The following is a 26428-nucleotide window of genomic DNA, read 5'->3' as shown; positions in this document are numbered from 1 at the left end:
TCGCATCCAAGATCTCCTCAAAACATTCATGACCCACTACGGTACCGAGTACCACCTAGCCAAGTATTTGATCAATGCCAAGTTACTGTAAAGATATTGGCACTATCAACAAAGAATATGAAGACTGAGCAACTCAACACCCAGTACGGCATTGCAGATCAGCTCCAGTTCATTGACGGCAAAGGAGGTTTCCCCAACGTTGAGATCAGTAATGGAAAAGCAAAAGCCTTAATCTCCGTGTACGGCGGCCAAATTCTGTCCTATCAGCCCGCTAATGAGCCCGAAGATCTTCTATTCCTCAGCACAAGAGCCTATTATCAGCAGGGCAAAGCCATTAAGGGGGGGACCCCCATCTGCTGGCCTTGGTTTGGTCCCGATCCAGAGGGATTAGGGCGTGCCAGCCATGGATTTGTTCGCAATCGACTGTGGACCGTGATGGGCACTCATACGACTGAAGATGGGGCCACCGCAGTCACTCTCGGAGTCGTCAATACGCCAGAGACGACAGAAATTTGGCCACAGACCTTTGAACTTTCGATCACCTACACGGTGGGTGAGACGCTGTCGATAGAGCTGAAAACTCAAAATACCGGCAGTCAGGAATTTTCAATCTCTCAGGCTCTCCATACCTATTTCAAGATTGGCGATATCAACCGGGTGCAGGTGTTGGGCTTAAACGGCTCCGATTATATCGATAAAGTTGACGGTGGGCAGCAGAAAACACAGCAGGGTGTGGTGGAGTTCTCTGAAGAATGCGATCGCATCTATACCGAACCTCCTGCCAAGCTAATCATCGACGATGCAGCCCTAGATCGCCGCATCAACATCACCTCTGAAGGCAGCAAAACCGCCGTTGTTTGGAACCCTTGGGTCGAGAACTCCGCCAGCATGGGTGACTTAGAAGACACCGACTATCAACGTTTGCTCTGTGTGGAGACCGCCAACGCTGCCCAAGATATCGTTAACGTCTTGCCCGGTCAGGCCATGAGCATCAAAGCCCATTACTCCATTGAGCGTTGACCGGATCTGTCGCCCTTACTGAGTAACGTCGGCACCGTGAGTGGGGGCTTAAGCTGAGCGTTCATCCTTCGCAGAGGATTATGTCCTATGATTTCTGGATGTGCCGATACGAAGGACTGTGAACCTCAGCAATGCGTCAAAACCGACTAAAGTCTTTACCGACCACTAAGCTATCCCTAGCAATTGGCTTTGGGGTTCTGGTAAGTCCTGCGATCGCATGCGCTCCCGTCGAATCGATTCCTTTTCGGGGGGCAGCCGTTCCTGATTGGTATGAAGCGCATCGCATTCATGCCCACAGTCGGATTTCGCCTCTTGCTTACGCAAGATATAAGAAAAATGCTCAGCGGCGGGCGCAGAAAGGTAAACCCGCCTATCCTCCACGTATCCAGACTTGGCTGGAGGCCTATAGAAAGGCTGGCGCAGGCTTCAAAAAACTAGGTGCCCCGGCCTTTACTCGACATATAAAAACCCAGGATGAAGATCCCATTTGGCCCAGCGCAGTCCCCGTTGACGCTCAGGGCCGACCTCAGCTAAGGCAGGTCAAAAATCAAGTACAGCCGATGGTTACAGAGGCCCATGCTGCGGGTCGAAAATTCTTAGCCTACTACTGGGACGTCTCCGACACGCGGATGTTCAAGCTGAATCCCGAATGGGGATGCAAAACCGTCAATGGTGCCCCCGCCGGACATAAGGCAAAAGGGCAGTACCTAGATATTTCTAGCCCCTTTGGTGATGTCGTCGCCCAACGGCTGCAAGAGCTGCAGCGCTATGGTGCTGATGGGGTTTACCTTGACTTTCGCCACTATCCGCCAGAGGGCTGTTACGGAACCGCCCTTGAATCGAGCTTTCGTCAGGCCAATCCCAGACTCGCCCGTAGAAAACGAACCTTTCCCACGTACCAAGAGGCACTCAAGCAGTTCCAAGCAAAGGCGATGGCAAAGGTGATGAACGAGTGGTCAGAGCAATTCCGCAATGACCCTAACTTTGCCTTTATTGTCAGCACTACCTCACTACCGACCTTGGTGAATCCAGAAATGACGGCGGATCTGGCACGGGCAGGAATACCGAAAACTGAATATCATGTTGCCACGCGCCACGGCATCAACCTCAGACTCTTTCGCAACCATCCCGATCTGTTGCTCAACAAACCCTCAGATGCGGTGCAAATGGCCCTGGGCTGGAATCTACTGCGAACTATTTCAGGGGCCTCTCCCCACGTGTGGATCAATGGTGTCCCCACCTATGAACAGCTCTTCAGTGCCGTTGGTGCTGTCGTCACGCATGGGGGCGTCGCTAATGTAGATGTCGATGAACTCAACATCACCGCAGCCGTTAATCGACGAGGCGCAACTCCCCGCGATGTTCTAGAGAAAATATTTGCCCTCGATCAACAATTGGGGCCTTTGTTTGAAGGCGCAGCTCCTGTTCGCCGTGTTGCGGTTCACTTCAGTGAGACGTCACGCAACAAACGCAGCCTCCGGAAGCGATGGATCGACGTCGCTGGTCCCGTCACTGAGGTCTTTGAGCTACTGCTAGACAAGCAAATCCCCACCGCCGTTATTGATGATCGCATTTTGGCAGAGGGAGATCTCTCAGTGTACCAACACATTATTTCGCCCACGGTGAGTGAACTGTCTGAGCAGCAGCAAAAAAATATCGATCGCCACAACGTCAAACTATTGTCTATTGAGGCACCACCCGCATTTAACCGGACACGGCGCTATCGTAAAGCCTTAACCCCTGTATTTAAAGATCCTGCGATGACGCCGGTCAAGATTGAAGCATTACCCGAGGGTTATCAGGCTGTTCTCTGGTCTGCTCCCAAAAAGCAAAAAACATTGCTGTCGATTATCTCGCCATCTTTTTCACAGGTACAAACGCAGACCCTCGCCCATCCCCTAAGTACCCAGGGGATTAAAAGTCTGCCTAGCACGAGAAGTCAACCGGTCTCCATCGAGATAGATTGGCAACAGCTTGGATATTCAAATCAAACGATTTGTGCCACTGATGGGCTGACGGGGCAATCATTGGGTCGCCCTCGCCAACGGATGAAAGTCGATTTGAAAGCACAGTGGCACTTATTGTCATTTGAGCCTTGTTCTTAACTAGGCATGAGAGATGACAAAATTAGCGCAGTTTGTCCATCCTAATTGAGGGCTAAACGTCTTCTGCAACCGGCTCTGCTGCCTCTGCGGCGGGATCTGTCTCTGTCGTATCAGACGAAGATTCTGCTGTCGCTGGATTTTCTGAAGCTGTTTCTGGACTTTCTTCTACAGCAGTCGTCGCGTCCTTTGCTGCCTCTGCAGTGGGCGCTGCCGTCGCTTCCTCCGATGAAGACTCTGCCGCAGCCGGGGCTTCTGAAGCTGTTTCTGGATTTTCTTCGACAACGGCATCCGTTACCGTTGGCTCCACCGATTCTGGTTCCGGCTCGGCTGACTTTGCACTGGGTTTGGGGCCACGCATCAACGCAGGAGAAATTTTAGGCTTGCGTTCCTCACGATCTCCTCGACCTTTACCGCGACCCCCTTTTTTTCCCTTACTGCGATCATCGCGCTTGGCTTCGTCGCCACGCTCGGCGCGCTCAGATCTCTTGATGGGTCGCTCAACCATGATTCAACAATTCTTTACGTCTTGCCAATCCTACCTTGAAAGGCTGGTTTCTCTCAATCAAGTTGATTGTAATGATGGTCCCGAAAACAGCTAGGGCTGAAGGTTATAACCCTGCAGCCCTAAGAGATGGATGTACAGCTTAATCAGTCGCAGCCGACTGTAGCTGTGTTGAATCCTTCGCTACAATTTTCTCTAGCAAGATATCTAGGGCTTTAACGTACTGAGGGTCCGCCGAGGTTGCGAACTTCTCTCGAGTCCGCTCCTCAAGCTGTTCTTCAGAGAGCTTGACGGTGTAGTCAGGCTCAATCCCCTTCTTGTTAATGTCTCGCCCGCTGGGGGTGAGGTACTTAGCGATGGTAACGGCTAAGCCTGAGCCATCCTCTAGTGGATGGACGGACTGCACAAGCCCTTTCCCGAAGGTTTTGTCGCCCACAAGCACTGCACGATTGTTGTCCTGTAAAGCTCCGGCTAGAATTTCGCTAGCGCTGGCGGAGCCACCATCGACTAAGATCACCATCGGTTTGTCGGTGAGCTTGCCGCGCCCAGCTGTGAGCCGATCAACTTCACCTCGGCGGTTAACAGTGGACACAATAGTGCCTTTATCCATCCACATCCGGGCAATCTCAGCACTAGAGTATAGAAGCCCACCAGGATTGAGACGCAGGTCGAGGATATAGCCTGCGGCATCCTTCTTCTTGAGTTTATTGATCGCGATCCGCATGTCAGCGGCTGCGTTGCTGCTGAACTGAGTCAGGCGAATATACCCGATCCCACCCGAAGCAGAGGGGCGATACTCTGACTCAACGGCGTGGAGTTCGATTCTTTGTCGTTTGATGGTAAAGCTCAGCTGCTCGTCTCCCCGCTTAACGGTGAGCATCACTTCTGAATCAACTGGACCTCGAATCAAGCCCACGACTTCGTTGATATCTAGGCCCTCTGTTGAGGTTGTATCGACCTTCGTAATCACGTCCTTAGGCAGAATTCCAACCTGAGATGCAGGGCTGCCCTCAATTGGAGAAATAACGGTAATTTCTTTGCTCTTCTCGTCCTGGGTGATCTGAATACCGACCCCAGTTAACTCACCGGAGGTATCGATCTGCATGCTTTTAAACTGCTCTGGATCGAGGAAGCGGGTATAGGGATCTTCTAATGGCTCCAGCATTTCGCGGACGGCTTCGTACGCTTCTTTGTTAGAGCTATAGTTCCGCTTTAGATATTTGTTGCGCACGGCGCGCCAGTCGGTTCCGTTGAAGGTGCCGTCTACGTAGTCATGATTGATGACTTGCCAAACTTCATCAACGATCTCTTTAGGGCTTTCTTTAAAGAGAGCCCAGCTTTTTGAAAAATGCAGGCCCGCTCCAGTGAGCACGACGCTTGCACCGACAAGGGCAGTGGCTCCTAGAACAAGACCACGCTTTGAGATCACCATAGACTTACCCGGGTTGTTGTTGAGATGCGCTGATGTCGCGCTTCGGTTGCGACTAAGATACGACTAAGCTAATCGTACCCATTTTGACTCCAAAAGTACGCCCACTCTAGCATATGCATCAAAAATCTTGCAGCTCACGCTGAGGGGATCGTGGAGGTGTGAGAAGGGTCAAAATATCCTTCTATTTAACTTGATGGTTTAAATGCCGAAACGGTTCCGGTAATGCTGAACGATTTGATCTGTGACGACGGCAATGCTGAGTCCATCGGTGTCGATCTCAATGGCGTCATAGGCTTTGCAGAGGGGAGAGAGTGACCGTTGACTATCTTTTTGGTCTCGTTGGGCAATTTGCTGTTCGAGCTGCTCGAGGCTAATGGGGGCTGCGCCCTGCTGCTCTAGATCTTTATGTCGTCGCCGAGCGCGCTCTAGGCTAGAGGCTGTTAAGAATATTTTCAGACCTGCTGCTGGGAAAACCTGCGTCCCGATGTCTCGGCCTTCCGCGGCGAGACCACCGGATTGACCGAGGATACGCTGCTGGCGAACGAGGGCCTGACGGACGGCGCTTTGGGCGGCAATGGCAGAGACGGATTGGGTTACCTCTGGGGAGCGAATTGTGTCCGTGACGTCTTGCTGTTGCACCCATACGCGGGGAGGGTGATCTGGATTGGCGTCTAGCTGCAGTTTAATGTCACTTTGGCTGACGAGATCGGCAATGGCGAGCTGATCGTCAAGCTTAATTTGAGATTGTAAAACGAGCCAGGTGATGGCTCGATACATGGCACCGGTATCTAGATATTTCAGCCCTAACTGTTGGGCGCAGAGACGAGTGACGGTGGATTTACCTGCGCCTGCTGGACCATCGATGGCGAGGATGGGGGGGCGAGCGTCTAGCAAAATGTTGTCGATCAGGCGTGTGTTGCTGAATTTGGTTGCGATCGCAACTCTCCCCACATCCTTAACCTCAGAGAGTGGCTCCAGCGTCACCGGATCCACTAGATCAACATACTCAATCTCAACTTCCGGCACTGGGGCCAGCCGATGACGAACGGTATTAAGCAAAGCCTCACGCTCTCTCACGCCCGATTCAAAACGCTGCTGAGCTGCCTGCAGACCCTGGTAGATGATTGCTGCATCTGCTCGGGCGTCGAGATATTGATTGCGAGAACTCAACGCTAAACCGCTGGCTTCCCGCACAGTCGGACAGGGCACAATCTCCACCGGCACATTCAAATCCTGCACAAGGCGCTGGATAATGACTAATTGCTGGGCATCCTTTTGGCCGAAGTAGGCGCGATCGGGCCGCACGAGATTCAAAAGTTTCAGAACAATGGTCGCCACGCCCTGAAAGTGTCCGGGCCTGAACGGACCACACAGCCCATCGTCAAGGTGAGCGGGAGGCACCACCGCCGTCAGCCCCTCGTCACCGTCACCGAGTATCTCGCTGGAGGTAGGGGCAAAGATCGCGTCCACTCCCGCTGCCTGACACCGTTGCTGATCCTGCTCTAGGGGTCTGGGATAGCGATCTAAATCTTCAGTGGGCGCAAACTGCAGTGGATTGACGAAAATGCTGACAATCACCCAGCGGTTCTCGTGGCGGGCTCGCTCAATCAGGCTGAGGTGCCCTGCATGCAGCGCCCCCATCGTGGGCACTAGTCCCAATTTGCTTAGCACAGGCGTCGCTGGCTTAGGTGTGGCCTCCATCATCTGCAGAAAGCTTTGCAGACCCGCTATGGTGCGAATAATGGGAACTGTATCCATGCTGCACTTAATATCTTGATGATCAGCGGCTAGGGGCACCAGTTGCAATCGAGCGACGGACTAAGACGCTGAACCTCGACCCAGAGGGAGTCTTAGTCAGGAAATGGCTTTTGTCCCTCTCTCTTTTGCTCTAAATTTAGGCATCAAAAAAGGCACCGACGACTGGCCGTGTTTCGTCTCGATGCCTTTTTTGTTATGTTCGCTCCTCACACAATCGTGATTATTCAGGAACGTATACCCCCTTGTCAAGGTTTGCTGTGGTCACGCATGGCGAGAGAGGCTGGGAATGGAAACGCTACAGCTCTTCGGGGGCCATCAGATGCAGCAAATCTTGGAGCAGAAAGGCCAGCACGCGCTGAGTCGTGGCGATTAAACCCAGTCGAGCCTGACTCAAGGCTCGATTTTGCTGGCTCACCTCTCCGAAGATGCGACAGTCTCGATAAAAATGTAGAAAGTCCTCGCCCCACTGCTGGGTGTAGCGAACGAGGCGTTGATGAACGAGGGGCCAGGGGAGGGGTACCCCAGGCCATTGATCGCTTCGCCAGACCTGTTTGGGTGTTTGGAGAGCACCCGGAAAGTCAAGCAGGGATCGAATTAAGGTCTGTTCTGCAGGATGCTGCAGTCGAAGTTGGTCCTGTGCTGTACACCAAGAAATCGGAGTAGAGATCGTTGGAAATCTTTGCTCGCCAGCCCGCAGATCAATCAATCCTTCGCGCTGGGCCAGACACAGCAGCGAGCAACAGCGAGCATGGGCGTACTGGACTGGGAACAAAAGAGGATCGCTAAAGCTAGCGTCCAGCGCGGCTGGACTTGGCAAGGGTAGGCGGGGGGGGAAGGCCGTGAGCTGCTGGAGATGGGTTGCGATCGCATCTGCCGAAAACTGCCCATAAATCCAGGCCGGTGCTTTTACCCACAGCTTCAGCCCCTGCGTGACGGGCACCGCCGCCAGGAGCGCCTGGGCAACCTCTGCCGCCGACTGCTGACTCGCAAGCTGAAGCGCCACTGCAGAGACGAAGGTGCCGGCTCTTGCCTCAGCCTGTAGGGGGATAGATTGCAGAGAAGCCGGGAGAGAAATTGCTGCATCTATGAACAAATCGGCTAACGTTTGCTTCATAGACGGATAGGCAATCGAGACCATTGTTTGGCCTGCTACTATCTTGCCAGCCCTGACTTTAGCCGATCCCATCAATGCCTCCATCCGCCACGAACCCCACTTCTCTAAAATGGCAGCTTTTACAATCTAAGCTCCTCGTGGTGATCATACTGCTGCTGATTCTAGGCGTCTTCTTCCGGCTCTATCACCTAGATCGAAAAATTTACTGGCATGACGAAGTTCTTACCTCTGCTCGGGTGGGAGGGCATCAGCGCCAAACCTACATAGAGAATGCCTTAGCCGCGTGTTTCTTTTTCATCCTTCAGAAAGGCTACAGCAGGGACTGATCGCCACCTACCAGGGGCAGATTGAACCGGTCCCCAAAAGTTCGCTATTTGAGCTCACTGACGCTATTTCTCAGTGAGGCTCTCAACAGACAAATCCATAGGAATCTTAGTCGCTACTTTGCTGTAGAACGCTAGCCAAAGACCACTGTGCGGTTGCCGTAAACCAGGACTCGATTTTGCAGATGAAGCCGGACGGCTCTGGCGAGCACAACCCGTTCTAAATCTTTCCCCTTGCGGATCAGATCTTTGGTCTCATCGCGGTGGCTGACGCGGACCACATCCTGTTCAATGATTGGCCCCTGGTCGAGGTCAGCAGTGGCGTAGTGAGCGGTGGCTCCAATGATTTTGACACCCCGTTCGTAGGCACGCTGGTAGGGGTTGGCTCCGGCAAAGGCGGGCAGGAAAGAATGATGAATATTAATAATCTGAGGGAACTTGGCGATGAAGTCAGCACTGAGAATCTGCATGTATTTTGCCAGCACCACCACGTCGATTTGATACTGCTGCAGTAGGTCTAATTGTTTGGCTTCCTGTTCCTCCTTCGTTGCGGCTGCGATCGGGATGTGGTGATAGTCGATGTTGAATTGAGTTGAGATCGCATCCAACTTCTCGTGATTACTGATAATCAACGGAATCTCTGCCTGCAGCTCTTTGGCTCGCTGGCGCAGGATCAGATCGTAGAGACAGTGATCTTGGCGGCTCACCCAAATCGCAATTCGAGGCACCGCATCAGAAAAGCTGAGCTCCCATGTGGCCTCCAGAGGCTCGGCGATGGCTTGAAACGCAGGGCCAATCAGCTCTCGCGGCAGCTTAAAGCCATCTAGCTGCCACTCGATGCGGGTCAAGAACCGATCCACCGCAAAATCCGTATGGTGATCGGCGTGGATAATATTGCCGCCATTGGCGTAGATGAAATTTGAGATTTTTGCCACCAGTCCCTGCTGGTCCGGGCAAGAAATTAGCAACTGTGCAGTAGAAGCAGACATATTCAGAGATTCACTCAGCTATCGTTGGATTGGGGCTGGGCCTTCCATTCAGCGACTGGCCGAGAGACAGCATCCAGAAAGGACGTTGGCACTAATTCAACGGCCCAAGACTGTGTCTCGGTTTTAACTGGATCAACCCGAGCATAAACGGCACCCCCTTCGTAATCTTTGCCGCCCAGGATCAGCGTATGGGTCTGTTGATTACTGAGGAAAACCTCAACTGTGGTGGGCTGATCCAGACCAAAGTCCTGTTGCTGGGCCGGTGAAATATCCAGCGTTCGCTGGCTTTGAGCTGTCGCTAGTAGATTGATCAAAAATAGTAGAGCGGCTTCATCAGCAGGACCCGCCTCTGGCGCTTCCATCGCCCAAGTGCTAGAACCCGTCACCTTCTTGAACGTCAGGGTTTGTACTGGAGTGGTGATGGTTAGACGCTGCACTTCGTCTTCACTAAATGTAAAAATCGCCGTACCAGTCTCTTCGGCTTCGGTCTGTGGCTGCGAGCTCTGCTGACGGTCCCAAATGAAGACGCCTCCGGCAAAGATCGCCGCAGTGATGACCAAGATCAAAGTATTAGATTTCATGGTTCTCTACTCATCGGTTGCTTCGTCAATACCCTACCGACGCTGCCACCAAAGCGTGACCGCAATCCCCAGAGCACTCACCGGCAGAAGCGCCCCTAGAATCGTTAATAGTCGCTGCCGCTGAGGTGTAATTTGTAGCCGACGGTTGGTGACCTCCTTCGGTCGAATCGAAAGGGACGGATTCGTTTCATCACTCCCAAGCCAAGTCACTGCATTCAGGAATAAATCTCCGTTTAGCACTTGCCCGAACGGTCCAGAGGATGCGAAATCAGAGTCGCCAATGACCACGAGCCGAGCGAGTGGCTTCGGCGTCGGTTTAACGGCAAAGTCTGCGGGTTTTGAATTCGGCGATGGCTTTGGACTCGGCGATGAGGCAGAGGATTGAGACGCTGCTGTCTGCTCCGCATTTTCATTAGGTGTCTTAGGCGCTGTCGGGGATTGGGGACTCGCCTCAGGGCTAGGAGCCTGAGCTTGCGGACTCGATTGTGGACTGGGCGATGCAGAGGGTGAAGCTGAAGGACTCGGAGACACGGGCGGCGAAGCAGAACTTTGTGCGTTACCTGTGCCATTCGTAGTTGGCGAGGGACTGGGTGATGGACTCGCAGACTGGGACTGCGGATCTGTGGGCTGATTAGGGGCTGGGGCTTTGTCTGACTTTTGGGGTGCCTGAGTTGCTGAGGACTCTGGCTCCAGCTCCTGAATCGCAACCCCGATCACTAAGGGACCCTGACGATCTTTCTGCTCATCAAATTGAAGCTGTTCGCTATCGGGTTCAGACTCGGCCCAACTACTCCCTCCAGTACGCAATAACTCGGTCACCTGCTGATTGGGTGCCTGCTCCACGTTGAGTGCCTGGGCAAGGGGAAAAAAGGAGATGCCCTGGGCAAAGTCTTCGGTGATGGGATGGGGGCCATAGTCAAGGACTACAGGGACGGCTGGCCCTAAGCCGAGCAACTGACCCGAGCCAGAGGCATCGACTACCAGCCGACGGTCCAGCGTAATCCCCCACTGCTTAAGAACTGGTTCTAGACCATGCTCTGTTTCAGGGTCGAGCAATAGTAATGCTTTCCCGCCCTGCTGCAGATATCCGTTCAGGAGCTTGATCTCTGCCGGGAGAAAGGCTCGCTTCGGTCCGGCAATAATCAGAACGTCCGTTTCTTCAGGGATCTGTTGCCGCTCCACTATGTTCAGAAGTTCTGTTTTGAAGCCCTGTCTGCGGAGGGCTTCTACAGCTTCTGAAAGGCTGGCCTGCGTGCCCGCGATGGGTCGCTCTCCGTGACCCTGAATGACAAAAACTTGGGTTTGCCGATCGCTGACAATATTTGCGATCGCAGCCGTCAAATTCACCTCTGTCAGTGCGGTGTCGAGGGTTTTCGTGCGGGCACCTGCATCTAAAACTACCGCCCCTGCTGTCTGCACCTGATACTTTTGTGCTAATCCTGGCTGCGCCTGCGGATCGACAAACTCAAACTCAAACTGAGGGCTAAGACGCTGATATTGCTCCAGTAGCGTTCTATTCTGGGGGTCCGTCACCTTATCGAAAATCAGAACCTTCAGCGGCTGCTGTAGCGATCGCACCACCTGCTTTGACTGGGGAGCCAGTGAAAATAACCGTGCCTCAGTCAAGTCAACTTGGGCGGGATAGCGCACGGCTAGAAAATTAATTAGCCCCAAAATAACGATTACCGCCGCTGCTGCAATCACCGAATTTGTGCCTGCCTGGATCGATCTCCTTCGCCACCAGCTATCCGGTGGCGGCGAGTACTGCCACTGGAGCAGAATGCCAAGTCCCAGCAGTACACATCCCCCGATGACCAGCCCTACCGGGAGCGCACTCCAGCTTGCAATCAGTCCCGCACAGACACCCGCAACCCCCAACAACACCCCCAACCACAGTAGGAGCATAATCAGTTTAGAGGAACCTTTGAAGTGGGGTAAAAAACGTTTCACGTTGAAGCAGAGGTAAAGAGATCAGGAGCGTTGAAACCGGAACAAATCAATGGATTGAGCCGTTAGAAATAGTCCCAAAACCACATAGCTCAAAAATAGAACAACACTGCTGCTATCTAAAACCCCTTGGCTCAGGGTGGAGTAGTGCTTCAGCAGCGATAAGTGATTCAAGATGCCCCCCAATGGACCCCCGAGACGCTCTCCCAGCAAATCCAAAATCCACAGAAGCAGAATGACGGCAAAGGTCAAAATCGCTGCCAGGATCACGCTATCTGTCAACGAAGAGATGAACAGTCCCAACGCCAAAATTGACGCGGCTAACAGCACTAGCCCTAGGTGGCTAACTAGCAAAATTTCCAGCGGCATCGGCGGATTAGCACTGCTGAAGGTCAATGCCTCTAGTGTAATGATCGGAACCACTAGCGTAATGAAGAATGTGAGCACCGCCATTAGCTTTCCTAAGGCCACAGCCCAGTTGGTAATCGGCGATGTTGCCAGTAGCTCCAGCGTGCCGCGTTTGCGCTCCTCGGCGTAAAGTCCCATCGATAAAATGGGCAGAATGACCAGGGCTAGCGACCCCATGATCCCGAGAAAAAGCTGCAAAATCGCGCTGGGAACGTCAATGGCGGTACCCGACTCACTGAGCTGACTTTGCAAGACATCAAATTGAGAGGCTTCTTCAATCACGCTCTGTAGAATGAATAAGAAGAAGAGCCCTGCCAGCAGCCAGAACACACTGGCAATCACAAACGCCAGGGGCGCCTTGAAGTATCCCCGCAGTTCTTTGCGATAGATAGCTAGCACATTGTTAACGATGAGGTTCATGTAAGCTCCTCCTCCATCGGATCCACGTCATCGGTTGGCTTTTGTTCTTCCGTGGTGAGGTTTAAAAATACATCTTCTAAACTTTTTGCGACTCGACGCATCTCAAAAAGTGGCAGATCTTTCTCTGCCAGCGCTGAGGCAATCTGCGGCCCTGGCTCTATTCCTAATCCAGAGGTCACCCGAACCTGCTGTCGCGTTTCTGTCTCATCGGATAACCACTTCACGGATTTGATCCCTCCGATTGAGTTTAGTTGGCCTTCAATGTCAGTGCGAGCGCCTTGCACATCAAGGTCATAGGCTGTACCCCCGATACGCTGAGCCATTAAGTCTTCCAGGGAACCCACGGCGACGACTTCGCCCTGATTAATAATGGCGACTCGGTTACAGGTCATGCTGACCTCGGGCAAAATGTGGGTCGAAAGTAGCACCGTCTTGTTCTCCGCCAAGGTTTTGATGAGATTTCGCACAGAGATTATCTGACGTGGATCTAAGCCCACGGTTGGCTCATCTAAGATAATGGCGGGTGGATCGTGAACAATAGCTTGCGCAATGCCTACGCGCTGTCGAAAGCCCTTTGACAGCTTATGGATGAGGACGTGCCGCTTTTTGAGAAGCTGGCATCGATCCAGGGCCCAGTCTACTTGGGAGTTGCGATCGCCTGCAGGCACACCCTTAATCCGCGAGACAAAATAGAGGTAACCTGCCACCGTCATATCTAGGTACAGCGGCGGTGTTTCCGGTAGATATCCGATCCGCTGACGTACAGCCATCGGTTTGTCATGGACTTCATATCCTGCAATGCGGGCTTCACCGTTGGTGGCCGGTAGGTAACCTGCTAGGATTCGCATCGTCGTGGTCTTTCCTGCGCCATTGGGGCCCAAAAGTCCTAAAATCTCACCCGGCTCAGCCCTAAAGGTGACATCTTTGATTGCCGTTGTTGAGCCATAGATTTTGCTTAGGTGCTCAACCTCAATCATCGCGTTCGTCAAATCCTGTGATCTATTTGTACAAAACTAGAGTACACCCCGAGCCGTCGCTGACCACGGGGCCCGTCATTCTGCTCAGCTTCCCCCTACCTGTTTGGGAGCTGCTCTGTATTCTGAAGACTCAGTGTACGAGAATACGATTAGAAACAGCTTAAGACGCTAACAATTCGCAAACATGCCTGTAAACCAGACGCCGCAAAATCTCGAATTGAGGATCACTGCCGAGTCGATGGGTTCAATCTGGCAAATTTCTCAAAATCATCTCAGTCAATTCGCCCGATGTCAGCGGAAGTTTCAATATCGCTATCTTGAGCAGTGGGGATTACCCACGGTCGATGCTCAGCGAGAACGGCAGATCCTCGGCTCACAGTTTCACTATTTACTGCAGCAGCAGTCCATGGGACTCGATATCCAACCCTTTCTCCAGGAGAACCCACCTCTACAGCAGTGGTTTGATGCGCTACAGCAGTCTCCGCCCCCCTCAATTGCGGGTGAACGCCAAAGTGAGCACCAGAAAACAATGGTCTGTGAGGGCTTCACGCTGGTAGCGGTGTACGATTTACTGATTCAAAACAGTCAGCAGGCTCAAATCTTAGACTGGAAGACCTATACTCGTCCTCGTGACTTAAAGGCTTTGTGCCGTGACTGGCAAACCAAGCTGTATCCCTATTTGCTTGTAGAAACCACCGGTTACAGTCCAGAACAGATTTCGATGGTTTATTGGTTTGCACAAGTGCGGGGCAAGGCGTCTCACTCTCTAGTGTTGCCCTATGATTCAGATCGGCATCAGCAGACGCACCAAGAATTGGTGACAATGCTACGGCAGTTGCGGCATAGCCTGGTTGGCTATGAACGTGGTCAGCCTTTCTCTCAAGTGCAGATCGAAGATGGACAGTGCGATGGTCGCCAGCACACCTGCCCTTTTCTGGTCCGCTGTCGTGGTCGTAGCGATCTGTTTGTGGGGGGGAATGATTTAGATGCGATCGCAGAGATGCCACTATAGCTCTTCCTTTCCACACAACCCTGCTGTCTCTTCATCTGAGTAGAAATAGCTAAAATGGCGAACGCCACTTCAATAACCCTCGGCGGAGGGCCATTGCTTGAATACCATCTTGATCTTCACTAAAATTAGCCTTCTGTAAGAAAGCAACATCTTCTGGCTGCGCAAAAATTGTGACGGAGCATTGAAGCCCTGTCCGTCGAATTTCTTGCTTTAGGCGCTGCAGCAGCATCTTTTTGATGTCTTCACCGTTGGACAGGCTGGGATCAACAACAAAGTCCCAGATCGCGGCGTTGAAAACGCCATCCCCAGTGACGCGGACAAATCCCACTACCGCGTCGTCTCGAAGTATGCGGGCCGTTACGAACAGGAGTGAATTCTGAAGTGCTATCTCTAGCTTTGCGAGATCACGAACGGGCTGCCCAGCCTTGGCAAACAGTTGATTTAAAGCGGGTAGGACTAAATCTTCGTCATTAGTCCTTGTAATAATGCGGGGTGTTTTGCTTGCAAACAACGTTATTGAGGGTTAAGTGATAAGGAGCAAAAGTCTTTGGGGAAAGCACATTTTTTGAAGACTTATTGCGCGTTTGAGACGCAGATAAAAGCGTTAGCATTTCTTTAGCTTATCTCAATGGCGTATCTAAGGTTATCTATAAAGAGGTGCCAATTGAGTGGTCTGTTGATTGATTTAGGTTCCTGTCTAGGTTTTATCTTGTCAGAGAAAATGAGGGAAGCTATGCTCGAAGGGTGCTTGCACAATCACACTGGGTAGTGTTCCAATTGATCGCAGGGGGAAAATCAAGAGCTGCTTGAGACTAAGATCAACGTGCTGGGATTGCTCCAAGTTGGTGGGGGACTCGGCGCCGAGAGCCAGTTAGTTTGCGCTTGGTTCTGCCCTATGATCCGATGTTGCCGTCAGTTCGCAATCGTTTGAGTTAACTCACCATGAGTCATTTCAGGTGTGACGTCACACCCATTACGACCCCAGAGCATCCCCACATCCTGTCCATTGGCGAGACGCTGACGATTGAACTCTCGATCGAGAATCAATCAAGCGAAGTTAGGCGTCTTCATCTCGTCGGTAGCCAACTCCCTGAGAATTGTTACACCATTCATTATCCAGATGTTCAGGTTTGGACGGGTTTGGTCGTGAAGTTCAACAGTTTGGAACTAGAGCCGGGGCAGGTCGGCCGAGTTCAGGTTCAGATTCACCCCCCCCAGGGGGCTCCGACCCAACGGCAGCAATTAACGCTTGCTCTTCACTCAGATCACCTTTCTGATGCTATGGACGTGCAGCAAACGGTGTATTTATACGTGGAGCCTGCCCATGATTTGCTGGTGATGCTCGAACCGAAGTCCCAAGCCATTAGAGGAGAGGTTGGGCACTATCAGATTCTTCTAAAAAATAATGGTTCTGTCCACCGACAGCTCACTGCTCAGGTTCGAAGCCTTAATCGCAAAAGTCTTGCAGTTTATGCGCTAGAGCCATTCGTAATTAATCTGGCACCCGAGACTGAAATCTATGTAGCTTTGGAAGTACGGCCTAAAAAGCCGGCCCGTTTTCAGTGGGGACGTCCTCGCCGCGAAAAATTTGAGCTGGGTTTAGAAGATCATGATGGGTTGCCGCTGCCGAGTAAGCTGCCCCAGGGCTCTCTGACATGGCAACTTCAGGGAAGTCTGCCGCGGCTCCTATTGCCGCTGGTTTTGGGTGCTACAGCTGCCGCTGCGTTGATCGGGATATTTTGGGGGCGACAGTCAGAAGTCCCCAAGATTGCCTCTCTGCAGGTTATTGCTACTTCTGAAGCAACGCAGGAAGAGGCTGTTCGCCTTAACTGGACAATTAAGAACCCCAAGCAACTCCAGAAGCTTGTTCTGATGCGGCAAGATAGCACTGGCCAGCAGACGCTGCAAACCCTTGATTTTAGCCAAGGTATCCCTGAGAAATTGCGTCAAAAAAATGCAGCGCGTGGGTTCTGTCAACTCAGCGCTGAATCCAAACCAAAAACGCTAACCTGCAAAAATGTTCTAGCGCCGATTCCCAATACTCAACTCCACCGGTTTCAACTTCAGAGCTTTGGGCGGCGGTCCGTGACTCAGCCTGCTGATTCAAAACTGACTGAAGCTGTCGCCATCCAGTCGAACCCTGTTCCTAAAGTTGTGGCTTTCTTCTCACCCAACACCGTATACACTTCTGACCAAAAAAGTACGGGCGTTTTAGTTGCCCAGGCGTCGAATCAGGGCAAAACAGAGAACAGCAAGGCCGGTGTCCTTCTCAATTGGGAGATTACTAACGCCCAGCGGATCAAAGAACTTCAGTTGAGAAGCTCGAACGGTCAATTGCGAACCTATGATCTGCAGTCTGGTGAGCTACCCCCAGCGTTGGCAAAGCACTGCTCCTTTGGGGAGATGTTGATTTGCAAGCAAGTGCCAACCCAGACCCAACAACCTGGCGATTATGTTTTTAAGCTGACGGCATTTCCTAAAGGGCGGCTGGCTAAAGCAACGGCACCGAAGGCTACTGGCCCCATTAAGGTGAATCCACAGCCTCTGCGCATTGCGAGCTTCCGTATTAATGGTCAGGATGTGACGGACAAGTACATTTATGATGTGGCGAAGCTAGGTCCTCAGGCCAAGCTGGATCTTGATTGGAAACTAGAGGGCGGTAATGAGGTCAGGGCCGCTATTTTCCCAGCGCCTGGTGCGGTGCCCACGGTGGGAAAAACCACCGTTCAGCTCAATCCGCTTTTTCAGAAGGGGACGCTCTTTCTGCAGGCAGTCGATGCGAGTGGTCAGCAAATCAAGCAGGCCGTCGCCATTGAGTTCCGAAATCAGCCGTCAACAGCTAAAAGTTTGCCTGCTTCACCTAAACCCCCCCCTCAATCGGTGGCAGTTCGTCCACCGCAGCCAGCGCCTGCTTCGCCTTTGAGTCGCCCAGCTTCACCGAAAGTAAGTCCTCCTGCGCCTGCTGCCCAACCCGTGTTCAAACCTGCGCCGGTCCGTCAGAGGCCGGTGGCGACAGCTCCCCCGCCTCGTCCTTCGAGTGAGTTGCTATCAGAGGCAAACGCCATCATTCGGGGGCTAGTGTTGGCCCGCAATGATGGCAAGATTGCTATTAACGGTGCGACTTGGCGAAAAACCCAAGATGCAATTCGATTGTTGCGTCAGGGATACAGTCGGTCTGAAGCGGCCCAGCGCTCAGGAGTTCCTCTCTGGAAGCTCGACACGCTAGTGGCCATTGGCAAACGGTAAGACGGGCGACGATATCGTCAGTGGCCAATGCCGACGTAGCTGAAACCTGCTTTTTTGAGGGCTGCTTTATTGAGGAAGTTGCGGCCATCAATGAGGATCGGATTGTTCATCAATGAGGCCAATCGGTTGTAGTCGAGTGACTGGAATTGTTGCCAATCGGTCACGAGAACGAGAGCATCGCAGCCAGCAGCTAGTTTCTCGATATCTGCCTCAACTGTAATATTGGATAAAGTGTGACGGATTTCTGACTGAGAAATCAGTGGATCATAGGCTTTGACTTTGGCGCCAAGACGGGTGAGGGCTTCGGTGAGGGTAAGGGCGGGGGCATCACGCATATCATCAGTATCGGGCTTAAAGGTCAGTCCCAGCAGCCCAATGGTTTTGCCCTTTAAAATCTTAAGGGTCTGCTGCAGCTTTTCAACCACTAGTAACCGCTGATGCTGATTCGTCTGTACGGTTGCCTTTAAAAGTACTGCTTCATAGCCGTAGTCGTCGGCGGTATGGACAAGGGCTGCCACATCTTTAGGAAAGCAGGAGCCGCCCCAGCCTAAGCCTGCCTGCAGAAATTTGTTGCCGATTCTAGAGTCTAAACCAATCCCCTGGGCGACTTGGAGGACGTCAGCCCCGACGCGATCGCAAATATTAGCGACTTCATTGATGAAGCTAATTTTGGTCGCCAAAAAAGCATTGGCCGCATACTTCACCATCTCAGCGGAATTCAGCTCCGTCACCAGAACCGGCACCGGCGGCAAAGTTTTATCTTCACTGGCCTCATGATTGACAATGGGGGCATAGAGCTCTTTCATGATCGCAATTGCCTCAGGAACATTGCTACCCAGCACAATTCGATCTGGATTGAAGGTGTCGTAGATGGCCGAGCCTTCTCGTAAAAACTCAGGATTGCTGACCACATCAAATTTGGCATCTTTCGCCGCAGTTTGACTCTCTGTCAAGCCATCAACAATGACCATGCGCACCCAATCCCCAGAACCAATGGGAACCGTTGATTTGTTGACAATGACCTTATAGCCACCGTTGAGGTTTTGGCCAATGCCTCGCGCCACCGCCTCAACATACTGTGTATCACTTTCGCCACTGGGTAATGGTGGCGTACCGACCGCAATAAAGAGCACCTCACCGTGATGCACCCCTGCAGCTAAGTCCGTCGTAAATTCAATTGTGCCTGCTGCGATAGCGGACTGCAAAACCTCAGACAGCCCAGGCTCATAGATGGGAGACTGCCCTGACTGCATGAGTTTGACTTTCTCTGCATTGTTGTCAACGCAAATGACGTGATGACCGACATGGGCAAGACAAGCACCGGTTACTAGACCGACGTAGCCAGTTCCAATTACGCAGACCTTCATGCACTTACACTCCACTAGATTAAAGATAATGTTACAGACAACAGAACAATAGAAATGTCCATTCAGCAGTAACCTAGATTGCAATCTAGGCTGGACTTACCCTATCCGATAGACGATTGGAGAAATCCTCGACGGTTTGCTGAAGGCCTTCAGAAAGTGGCACCATCGGCTGCCAGCCTAGGTGCTTCTGAGCCTGGGAAATGTCTGGGCGGCGACGTTGGGGATCATCCATTGGCAGCGGTTCAAATTTAATAGATGCTTCGGGATTAATAAGATTTTGGATTTGTTTGGCAAGCTGAAGGATCGTATATTCGTCGGGGTTCCCTAGGTTGATGGGTCCTGTTTGGTCACTATTCATGAGCCGGATCAGCCCTTCAACCAAATCAGAAACGTAGCAGAAGCTGCGGGTCTGTTCCCCCGACCCATAAACCGTGAGCGCCTCGCCCTGCAGAGCCTGAGCCACGAAATTGCTGACGACTCGGCCATCTTGGAACAGCATTCGGGGGCCATAGGTGTTGAAAATTCGAGCTACGCGAACATCGACTTGATTTTGACGGTGATAATCAAATGTGAGAGTCTCAGCCACCCGTTTACCTTCGTCATAGCAGCTGCGAATACCAATGGGGTTAACGTTACCCCAGTAGGTTTCGGGTTGGGGATGTACCGCAGGATCGCCATAGACCTCTGAGGTCGAGGCCAAAAGAAAGCGGGCCTTGACCCGCTTGGCTAAGCCCAGCATGTAGAGCGTGCCCATCACGTTCGTTTTGACGGTTTTGACGGGGTTGGACTGATAGTGAACGGGCGAAGCCGGACAAGCTAGGTGATATATCTGATCAACTTCGAGACGAATGGGTTCTGTAATGTCATGTCGAATCAGCTCAAAAAAAGGATGATTGATCCACTTGAGTAAGTTTTGTTTACGACCCGTGTAAAAATTATCGAGACAGACGACATCGTGATTTGCCGCCATGAGGCGGTCGATTAGGTGTGACCCAATAAAACCCGCCCCGCCCGTGACTAAAATTCTCATTGTTTTGCCAGTGATGAAAATAACTCTGCAAACAGGCTCTAGGTCAGAACAGGAAATTGCCAAAAGGCAACACCAAAGTTTCAGATGATTCTAGCAGTTTGGGGTATGGCTTCTTGTCCAGTTGCTATTTTTAATAGCTCTCAGTGATATTCATGAAGTAGAGGAATTTTTGGGGCCACCAAAAGAGGGCAGGAGGCGTCGGGCAATTCCCGGTTGTTCTTCGGTCGATTCTTGCTGGATTTGTGAGTAAAGGCGCTGATTCTCGGTCTGGAGTGACTGCATTTTGTTCTTCACTTGATCGAGGCGGTCTGAGAACTGATGCTTATAGACTTCGGGCAGTTCTTGAATCAGTCGCTCTAACATTTGGTTCCGTTCACTAAGGGACTGACAAGAGTTTTGCAAGCGGTTGATCTCAGCATCTCGATCGTCGATCTGCTGTTGGTAGAATTCAATTTGTTCTTCGACAGCCTGTAGCTCTTGGCGCAGCCGGTCAACCTGGGAGAGTGGTCCTGTTGTTACCTCTGCTGCAGGGGCCAGCAGAGGTGGGTGGGCTTGAATGAGGCGAAATAACTCAGAGGAAAGCTGATCCACTAGCTGATCTCGGGCAGAGAGCTGCTGCCGCAGGTGCTTAAGCTCTTTTTCTAAAGCGGTAGGGTCCTGCTGTGGTTGATTCATCATTTGAAAACTCCAGCGGCTGGCTCCTGCATAAACTTCTTATACTCTACGGCAGCAGTCCTATGGCATTGCATACCAAAAAGGAGCCGACACGATAAATGCTGACCCCTCTTCGGTCTATTTTACGCTTATGTGCAGTTGCTCAAGATTAGTTAATCGTCGTTTTCTGCATCTTGGGGCTGAGGCGGACTTTGCTTCAGGGTTAGATATCGAATCACATCTTCACTGATGCGCATGGCACGCTCCATCTTTGCGATCGCAGCTCCGGGTGCATCGTAATTCATCTGGATATAAATCCCTTCCCGAAAGCGCTGAATCTCATAGGCTAAGCGGCGCTTACCTCGGTGCTGAGTATCTAGATTCTCAACGCCATTCTCGCGCAAAATATCTTGATACTTGTTAATTGCCTGGTCTAACTTCTCCTCATTGACGTCAGGTCTGAGGATATACATCGTTTCGTAGGAAACCATTGTTGAATTTTGTCCTTATGAGCATAGTGGCCTTTGACGACTCAGTACAGCAGCCGGGACTCCTATTTTAAGGAGGTAGTGCTGGGTACCTAAACACCAAAAGCAAGGATCTATAATCCTAGACCAGTTTGAAGGAGAATTCCATTAAAATTTTGGCTTGTTCTTGCAAACGTAAGGCTTCTGTCGCAATTACAGCAGCATGAAAGCACTAGAACTTAACGCACCTGCATATAGACCGCTTCAGAAATGGTCGGGATCTCGGCATACTGCCCTCGAAAAGACTGGACCACCGAATAGAAAAAGGCCGCTAACACGCCCAGAAAGATTGCGTTGTTCAGCACTAAAATAATCGAAGCAACGCTCCCGCCGAGGTTGCTCAAAATCCCAATTACCAATTGGCATAGGAACAGCGCAATACTGATCAAGAGTGCCTGCATGGTGTTAAAGCGAATGAAGTGGCTAATCTTCTCATTTCTGACCACCAATAGGAACAGAGCAAAAAAGATAATGATGCTAGCAAAGGGAATGGCATAAATGATTGCAAGTGGTGCAATCAAGGGATACAAGACCTGTCCTAGTGCCGGAACGACCTCCAACACTGAACGACCAAATTCAATGCCGTACATGAGTGTAATGAGGTAAGGCAAGCTTGCAAAGATGCGATCGCTTACGGTTGTTGTTCCACGCCAGGTCATAAATAGCTCTCCACCAAGTCTTCTTCACGTAGGAGTGAGCTACAGCCCACTCATCCTAATATCTATGCTAACGCTCATTCTTGAATGTTCGTGACTCGAAAACCCATCTGACAGCGATATTGATCTGGCTGATCTTCAGGAGGAGACGGCACCGGTCTGCCGCAATCTAACTTACCCTGATGCCAGCGCGGGCGTCCGCTGCGATCTGCTAACACACAGCTTTGACAGATGAGCTGAGGCTGCAGCAGTTGATCCTCTGTGACAATTACCAGCACCATACACCTCCGGGACGAGTTTAAGACCCTAGACCCTATTCTAGCCAAGACTTAGAGAGATTAGGGGATCTGTGTGTTGAACTTAATATATGCCTGTTGCTCTCAGGAGAATCCTGCTGAGCATTTCTCTTTTTTGTTGAATTTATGACCGAGCCGATCAAGGTAAGATGTTAGCCTGAGGCGAACAGGCCGTTTCTTCTCAAGATTCCTGGCTGTCTTTTTGATTATTTTTACGCTATCCAGTTGGAAAAAGGGGTGCCCTGTGACACAAACCAGCCTAGATATTCTGTCAACGACTGATCCGACCGTTGCCGGTATTCTGCAGCAAGAACTGCAGCGCCAGCGCGATCACCTAGAGCTGATCGCTAGCGAAAACTTCACTTCAGCAGCCGTTCTCGCAGCTCAAGGCACGGTCCTCACCAATAAATACGCCGAAGGTCTGCCCGGAAAACGCTACTACGGCGGCTGTGAGCACATTGATACGGTGGAGCAGCTCGCCATTGATCGCGTTAAAGAACTCTTCGGTGCTGCCCACGCCAACGTTCAGCCCCACTCCGGCGCACAGGCCAACTTTGCGGTCTTCCTTGCGCTGCTGAAGCCTGGTGACACGATCATGGGTATGGATCTGTCCCACGGTGGCCACTTGACCCACGGTTCCCCCGTCAACGTTTCAGGGAAGTGGTTCAATGTTGTGCAATATGGCGTCGATCCAGAAACCGAGCAGCTCAATTTTGATCTGATTCGTCAGGTGGCCCTTGAGCATCGGCCCAAGATGATTATCTGTGGCTATTCAGCCTATTCCCGCATTATTGATTTTGAACAGTTCCGCGCCATTGCTGATGAGGTCGGAGCCTACCTGCTGGCCGATATGGCTCATATTGCTGGCTTAGTGGCCTCGGGACATCATCCTAATCCTGTTCCTATTTGTGATGTGGTCACCACTACGACCCACAAAACTTTGCGGGGACCTCGAGGTGGCCTGATTTTGACCCGCGACCCTGACCTTGGGAAAAAGTTTGATAAGGCGGTATTTCCAGGGACGCAGGGCGGTCCGTTAGAACACGTGATTGCGGCGAAGGCGGTGGCCTTTGGTGAGGCGCTGCAGCCTGAGTTTAAAACTTACGCGGGTCACGTGATTGAAAACGCTCAAGCGCTAGCGAAGCAGCTCCAAGAGAGAGGCTTCAAGATTGTCTCTGATGGCACGGATAACCACGTGATGCTGGTGGATCTGCGGTCCATTGGGATGACCGGCAAGCAGGCTGATTTGCTCATGGGTCAGGTGAGAATTACGACCAATAAAAATACGGTGCCGTTCGATCCTGAATCGCCTTTTGTGACCAGTGGTTTACGACTTGGCTCCCCGGCGATGACGACTCGTGGCATGGGCGTGACGGAGTTCACTGAGATTGCCAATATCATTGCCGATCGTCTCCTGAGTCCTGAAGATGAGTCGGTGGCTCAGGCCTGTATTGATCGGGTGGGGCAGCTTTGCGATCGCTTCCCGCTTTACCCCCACTTGCAAAATCTGGTGCCCGTGACCGCTTAGACTATAACGAGACTCACAACATCCTCTAAGGCTGACTTTACTTTCTTCTCTGTTCTGAAGAGACGTCAGAACGAACGGTCGAGGAGCTGTTGCCGAGTCCGCCAACCTGCCGTATCAACCAGGCCATTATTAATAGATGCCCTATCATCTAGTTGCCTTCGTTGTGGCCGCTCTAGTTGTGCTTGTGACGACGCCGATCGTTAAGAAGATTGGTCTTAAAAGTGGCTACGTTGACCTGCCGAACCCCCGAAAAGTACACAGTCGCCCGATGGTGCGTCTGGGGGGTATTTCAATCTTTTTAGGCAGTTTGACGGCGCTGATGCTGGTCTGGTTTGCCGGAGGCTTTGGGTATCTGCCGCCCCCTTCTGAGTACGAAATCTGGGGGGTTACCTTCGGCGGGCTGCTATTTTTTGTGATTGGGCTGCTGGATGATTTATTCACGCTGTCTGCCAAGTCGCGGCTGGTGATGCAGCTCGGTGTGGCCACAATGGCCTGGACCATGGGCGTCCGCATTGAGTTTTTCACCGTCCCCTTTATTGAGCCGAGCTTGATTAATCTGGGGCTTTGGAGTTTGCCGGTGACGCTGGTGTGGTTGGTGGGTATGACCAATGCGATCAACTTTACGGATGGCTTGGATGGTCTTGCTGCGGGCATCTCTGGGATTGCAGCGGTGGTGATGCTGATTACCAGTCTGTTCATGAATCAGCCTGCTGCTGCTATTCTGGCGGCGGCGCTGGCAGGGGGAGCGCTAGGCTTTCTGCGCTATAACTTCAATCCGGCCCAAATTTTTATGGGGGATGGCGGCGCTTACTTCTTGGGCTTTACGCTGGCGGGAATTGGCGTAATTGGTCTGGTGAAGACGGTGACGACTGTGGCGGTGGTGCTGCCGTTTTTGATTCTGGCTGTCCCGATTCTCGATACGTCAACGGTGGTTGCCAATCGCCTTTTGCGCGGTCAATCTCCCTTTGCGGCGGATAAGCGTCATCTCCATCACCGACTTTTAGATGCGGGACTGTCTCAGCGGCGCATTGTTTTGTTTATCTATGCGCTGACGTTCTGGGTTGGGAGCATCGCGATGGCCTATGCCGGGGTTCCGTGGGGCAAGGTTTATGCTGTGATCGCAACACTACTGCTGGTCTATGCCTGCTGGCAAGCGCTCAAGCGCGTCGTCCGCTCTAAAAAACAGCTTAAGATCGAATTATCCAAAACGGATCAACCCCTATCGGATCCTGTCTCTGATCAGGACTCACTCTGAGCTGTGCCATGTCTCCAAATGCTGAAATTATTTGTGTGGGTACCGAGCTGCTGCTTGGAGAAATCCTCAATACAAATTCGCAATTTCTCGGTCAGGAGCTGGCGCGATTAGGTATCCCTCACTACTACCAAACGGTGGTGGGAGATAATCTTGTACGGCTGCAGCAGGCGATCGCAATTGCCTGCCAGCGCTCTAGCCTAATTATCTTTACGGGAGGGCTGGGACCGACGCCGGATGACTTGACGACCGATGCGATCGCAACTTTCTTCCAGGCCCCTTTAGTCGAACGTCCTGAAATTATCGCCGACATCCAGCAAAAGTTTGCCCACAGTCCCCACGCCCTCAGCGCCAACAATCGCAAGCAGGCGCTTTTACCCCAGGGCGCAGATATTTTACCCAACGAAACCGGCAGCGCTCCTGGTCTGATTTGGGAACCGCGACCGGGGCTAACCCTGCTCATTTTCCCCGGTGTGCCCAGCGAAATGCAGGATATGTGGTGCAAGACGGTGGTGCCCTATCTCAAAAAACAAGGATGGGGAGATGCCCAAATCTACAGTCGAGTTTTAAGGTTCTTTGGTATTCCTGAATCGAACCTAGCTGAGAAAGTTGCGCCGGTCTTTGACTTAATCGATCCAACTGTTGCCCCCTACGCTATTGACGGAGAAGCGCGCCTGAGAATTTCTACTCGTGCAGCTTCTGAGGCTGAAGCTGCGGCTATTATTGCCCCCATTGAGCAACAGATTAGACAGCAGTGCGGCGTGGATTGCTATGGGGCTGATGCAGACACGTTGGCCTCTGTGGTTGGTCAGCGATTGCTGGAGCGTCAGGAAACAATCGCGGTGGCAGAGTCCTGTACGGGCGGTGGTATTGGACAGCGGCTGACGGCGATTCCCGGTAGCTCGGGCTATTTTGTCGGTAGCTTGGTGGCCTATGCCAACAACATCAAAGTGGATTTGCTGGGTGTTAAATCCAAAACCTTAGATGAAGCGGGTTCTGTGAGTGCAGCGGTAGCCGAGCAGATGGCCGAGGGGGTGCGATCTCAATTCGGCAGCGCTTGGGGACTCAGCACGACAGGCATTGCGGGGCCGGGTGGCGGTACACCAGAGAAACCCGTGGGATTGGTGTATGTCGGTCTTGCCGGTCCTCAAGGTCCGCCCCAAAGCTGGTCCTATCAGATTAATGCCTTGCCAGGGCGAGACTGGATTCGCAAGATCAGCACCTCCCGTGCCCTAGATGTTCTGCGGCGACAGCTTCTGTAGTGTCTATGTATATTGCAAGCAT

General features: G+C 52.0%; 24 protein-coding genes. 8 read left to right on the top strand and 16 right to left on the bottom strand.

Features of this window, described 5'->3' with window-relative positions:
• Positions 1–117 precede the first annotated feature (117 nt).
• Together C1752_RS07570 and C1752_RS07565 are read left to right on the top strand one after the other, a co-directional pair.
• On the top strand, positions 118–1020 hold the full coding sequence (locus C1752_RS07570; RefSeq protein WP_110985434.1) for a D-hexose-6-phosphate mutarotase: 903 nt from the start codon (positions 118–120) through the stop codon (positions 1018–1020).
• Positions 1021–1151: 131 nt separating this feature from the next.
• A complete protein-coding gene (locus tag C1752_RS07565) occupies positions 1152–3125 on the top strand; it encodes a hypothetical protein (protein ID WP_110985433.1) in 1974 nt (657 codons plus the stop codon).
• A 52-nt stretch (positions 3126–3177) separates the two neighbouring features.
• On the opposite strand, the gene C1752_RS07560 is transcribed toward C1752_RS07565, so the two are convergent.
• From C1752_RS07560 to C1752_RS07545, 4 genes are all read right to left on the bottom strand, one after another.
• Complete coding sequence (locus C1752_RS07560; protein WP_199464310.1) at positions 3178–3630, bottom strand: hypothetical protein; 453 nt, start codon at positions 3628–3630, stop codon at positions 3178–3180.
• Positions 3631–3769: 139 nt separating this feature from the next.
• On the bottom strand, positions 3770–5059 hold the full coding sequence (ctpC, locus tag C1752_RS07555; protein WP_110985432.1) for a carboxyl-terminal processing protease CtpC: 1290 nt from the start codon (positions 5057–5059) through the stop codon (positions 3770–3772).
• Between the two features lie 198 nt (positions 5060–5257).
• Positions 5258–6817 (bottom strand): bifunctional pantoate--beta-alanine ligase/(d)CMP kinase, encoded by a 1560-nt coding sequence (locus tag C1752_RS07550; RefSeq protein WP_110985476.1) that lies wholly within the window; start codon positions 6815–6817, stop codon positions 5258–5260.
• 295 nt (positions 6818–7112) lie between these two features.
• Positions 7113–8003 (bottom strand): DALR anticodon-binding domain-containing protein, encoded by an 891-nt coding sequence (locus tag C1752_RS07545; RefSeq protein ID WP_158535032.1) that lies wholly within the window; start codon positions 8001–8003, stop codon positions 7113–7115.
• Between the two features lie 2 nt (positions 8004–8005).
• On the opposite strand from C1752_RS07545, the gene C1752_RS28025 reads away from it, so the two are divergent.
• The gene (locus tag C1752_RS28025) at positions 8006–8257 is read left to right on the top strand and encodes a hypothetical protein (protein ID WP_146242290.1); all 252 of its coding nucleotides are present in this window, start codon (positions 8006–8008) and stop codon (positions 8255–8257) included.
• A 131-nt stretch (positions 8258–8388) separates the two neighbouring features.
• On the opposite strand, the gene purU is transcribed toward C1752_RS28025, so the two are convergent.
• Genes purU through C1752_RS07520 form a run of 5 tightly spaced genes read right to left on the bottom strand, consistent with a single transcriptional unit; the run spans position 8389 to position 13576 of the window.
• The gene (gene purU / locus C1752_RS07540) at positions 8389–9243 is read right to left on the bottom strand and encodes a formyltetrahydrofolate deformylase (protein ID WP_110985430.1); all 855 of its coding nucleotides are present in this window, start codon (positions 9241–9243) and stop codon (positions 8389–8391) included.
• Between the two features lie 14 nt (positions 9244–9257).
• A complete protein-coding gene (locus C1752_RS07535) occupies positions 9258–9824 on the bottom strand; it encodes a DUF4340 domain-containing protein (protein ID WP_110985429.1) in 567 nt (188 codons plus the stop codon).
• Positions 9825–9857: 33 nt separating this feature from the next.
• Complete coding sequence (locus C1752_RS07530) at positions 9858–11774, bottom strand: GldG family protein (protein ID WP_146242289.1); 1917 nt, start codon at positions 11772–11774, stop codon at positions 9858–9860.
• 21 nt (positions 11775–11795) lie between these two features.
• Complete coding sequence (locus tag C1752_RS07525) at positions 11796–12599, bottom strand: ABC transporter permease (protein WP_110985427.1); 804 nt, start codon at positions 12597–12599, stop codon at positions 11796–11798.
• On the bottom strand, positions 12596–13576 hold the full coding sequence (locus C1752_RS07520) for an ABC transporter ATP-binding protein (protein WP_110985426.1): 981 nt from the start codon (positions 13574–13576) through the stop codon (positions 12596–12598). Before C1752_RS07520 ends, C1752_RS07525 begins: the two co-directional genes overlap by 4 nt.
• A gap of 184 nt (positions 13577–13760) precedes the next feature.
• Between C1752_RS07520 and C1752_RS07515 the strand changes: the two genes are divergently transcribed.
• Entirely contained in the window at positions 13761–14588 is an 828-nt protein-coding gene (locus C1752_RS07515) for a PD-(D/E)XK nuclease family protein (RefSeq protein ID WP_110985425.1), read from the top strand.
• A 49-nt stretch (positions 14589–14637) separates the two neighbouring features.
• On the opposite strand, the gene C1752_RS07510 is transcribed toward C1752_RS07515, so the two are convergent.
• Positions 14638–15099: a GNAT family N-acetyltransferase gene (locus C1752_RS07510; protein WP_110985424.1), complete on the bottom strand. Its 462-nt coding sequence runs from the start codon at positions 15097–15099 to the stop codon at positions 14638–14640.
• A gap of 431 nt (positions 15100–15530) precedes the next feature.
• Between C1752_RS07510 and C1752_RS07505 the strand changes: the two genes are divergently transcribed.
• Positions 15531–17834 carry a COG1470 family protein gene (locus C1752_RS07505; protein ID WP_110985423.1) on the top strand — a complete coding sequence of 768 codons (2304 nt, stop codon included), beginning with the start codon at positions 15531–15533 and terminating at the stop codon, positions 17832–17834.
• Between the two features lie 17 nt (positions 17835–17851).
• Here C1752_RS07505 and C1752_RS07500 read toward each other — a convergent pair whose 3' ends face one another.
• The 6 genes from C1752_RS07500 to C1752_RS07475 all read right to left on the bottom strand — a co-directional run bounded on the left by C1752_RS07500 (position 17852) and on the right by C1752_RS07475 (position 22349).
• Positions 17852–19201, bottom strand: coding sequence for a UDP-glucose dehydrogenase family protein (locus C1752_RS07500; protein ID WP_110985422.1), 1350 nt, complete (start codon positions 19199–19201; stop codon positions 17852–17854).
• A gap of 85 nt (positions 19202–19286) precedes the next feature.
• On the bottom strand, positions 19287–20231 hold the full coding sequence (locus C1752_RS07495; RefSeq protein ID WP_110985421.1) for a UDP-glucuronic acid decarboxylase family protein: 945 nt from the start codon (positions 20229–20231) through the stop codon (positions 19287–19289).
• 150 nt (positions 20232–20381) lie between these two features.
• Complete coding sequence (locus tag C1752_RS07490; RefSeq protein WP_146242288.1) at positions 20382–20909, bottom strand: Npun_F5560 family protein; 528 nt, start codon at positions 20907–20909, stop codon at positions 20382–20384.
• Positions 20910–21058: 149 nt separating this feature from the next.
• Positions 21059–21376 carry a 30S ribosomal protein S6 gene (gene rpsF, locus C1752_RS07485; RefSeq protein WP_110985419.1) on the bottom strand — a complete coding sequence of 106 codons (318 nt, stop codon included), beginning with the start codon at positions 21374–21376 and terminating at the stop codon, positions 21059–21061.
• A 215-nt stretch (positions 21377–21591) separates the two neighbouring features.
• Complete coding sequence (locus C1752_RS07480) at positions 21592–22071, bottom strand: Tic20 family protein (RefSeq protein WP_110985418.1); 480 nt, start codon at positions 22069–22071, stop codon at positions 21592–21594.
• Between the two features lie 74 nt (positions 22072–22145).
• Positions 22146–22349, bottom strand: coding sequence for a hypothetical protein (locus C1752_RS07475; protein ID WP_233501436.1), 204 nt, complete (start codon positions 22347–22349; stop codon positions 22146–22148).
• Positions 22350–22608: 259 nt separating this feature from the next.
• Between C1752_RS07475 and glyA the strand changes: the two genes are divergently transcribed.
• The 3 genes from glyA to C1752_RS07460 all read left to right on the top strand — a co-directional run bounded on the left by glyA (position 22609) and on the right by C1752_RS07460 (position 26406).
• On the top strand, positions 22609–23892 hold the full coding sequence (gene glyA / locus C1752_RS07470) for a serine hydroxymethyltransferase (RefSeq protein ID WP_110985417.1): 1284 nt from the start codon (positions 22609–22611) through the stop codon (positions 23890–23892).
• A 136-nt stretch (positions 23893–24028) separates the two neighbouring features.
• Positions 24029–25147, top strand: a complete 1119-nt coding sequence (locus tag C1752_RS07465) for a glycosyltransferase family 4 protein (protein ID WP_110985416.1) — start codon at positions 24029–24031, stop codon at positions 25145–25147.
• A gap of 8 nt (positions 25148–25155) precedes the next feature.
• Positions 25156–26406 carry a competence/damage-inducible protein A gene (locus tag C1752_RS07460; protein WP_110985415.1) on the top strand — a complete coding sequence of 417 codons (1251 nt, stop codon included), beginning with the start codon at positions 25156–25158 and terminating at the stop codon, positions 26404–26406.
• Positions 26407–26428 lie beyond the last annotated feature (22 nt).

The sequence above is a fragment of the Acaryochloris thomasi RCC1774 genome (genome assembly GCF_003231495.1).
GTDB lineage: Bacteria > Cyanobacteriota > Cyanobacteriia > Thermosynechococcales > Thermosynechococcaceae > RCC1774.
The sequence above is the reverse complement of the archived record's forward strand: the minus strand, read 5'-3'. Positions and strand labels throughout refer to the sequence as shown.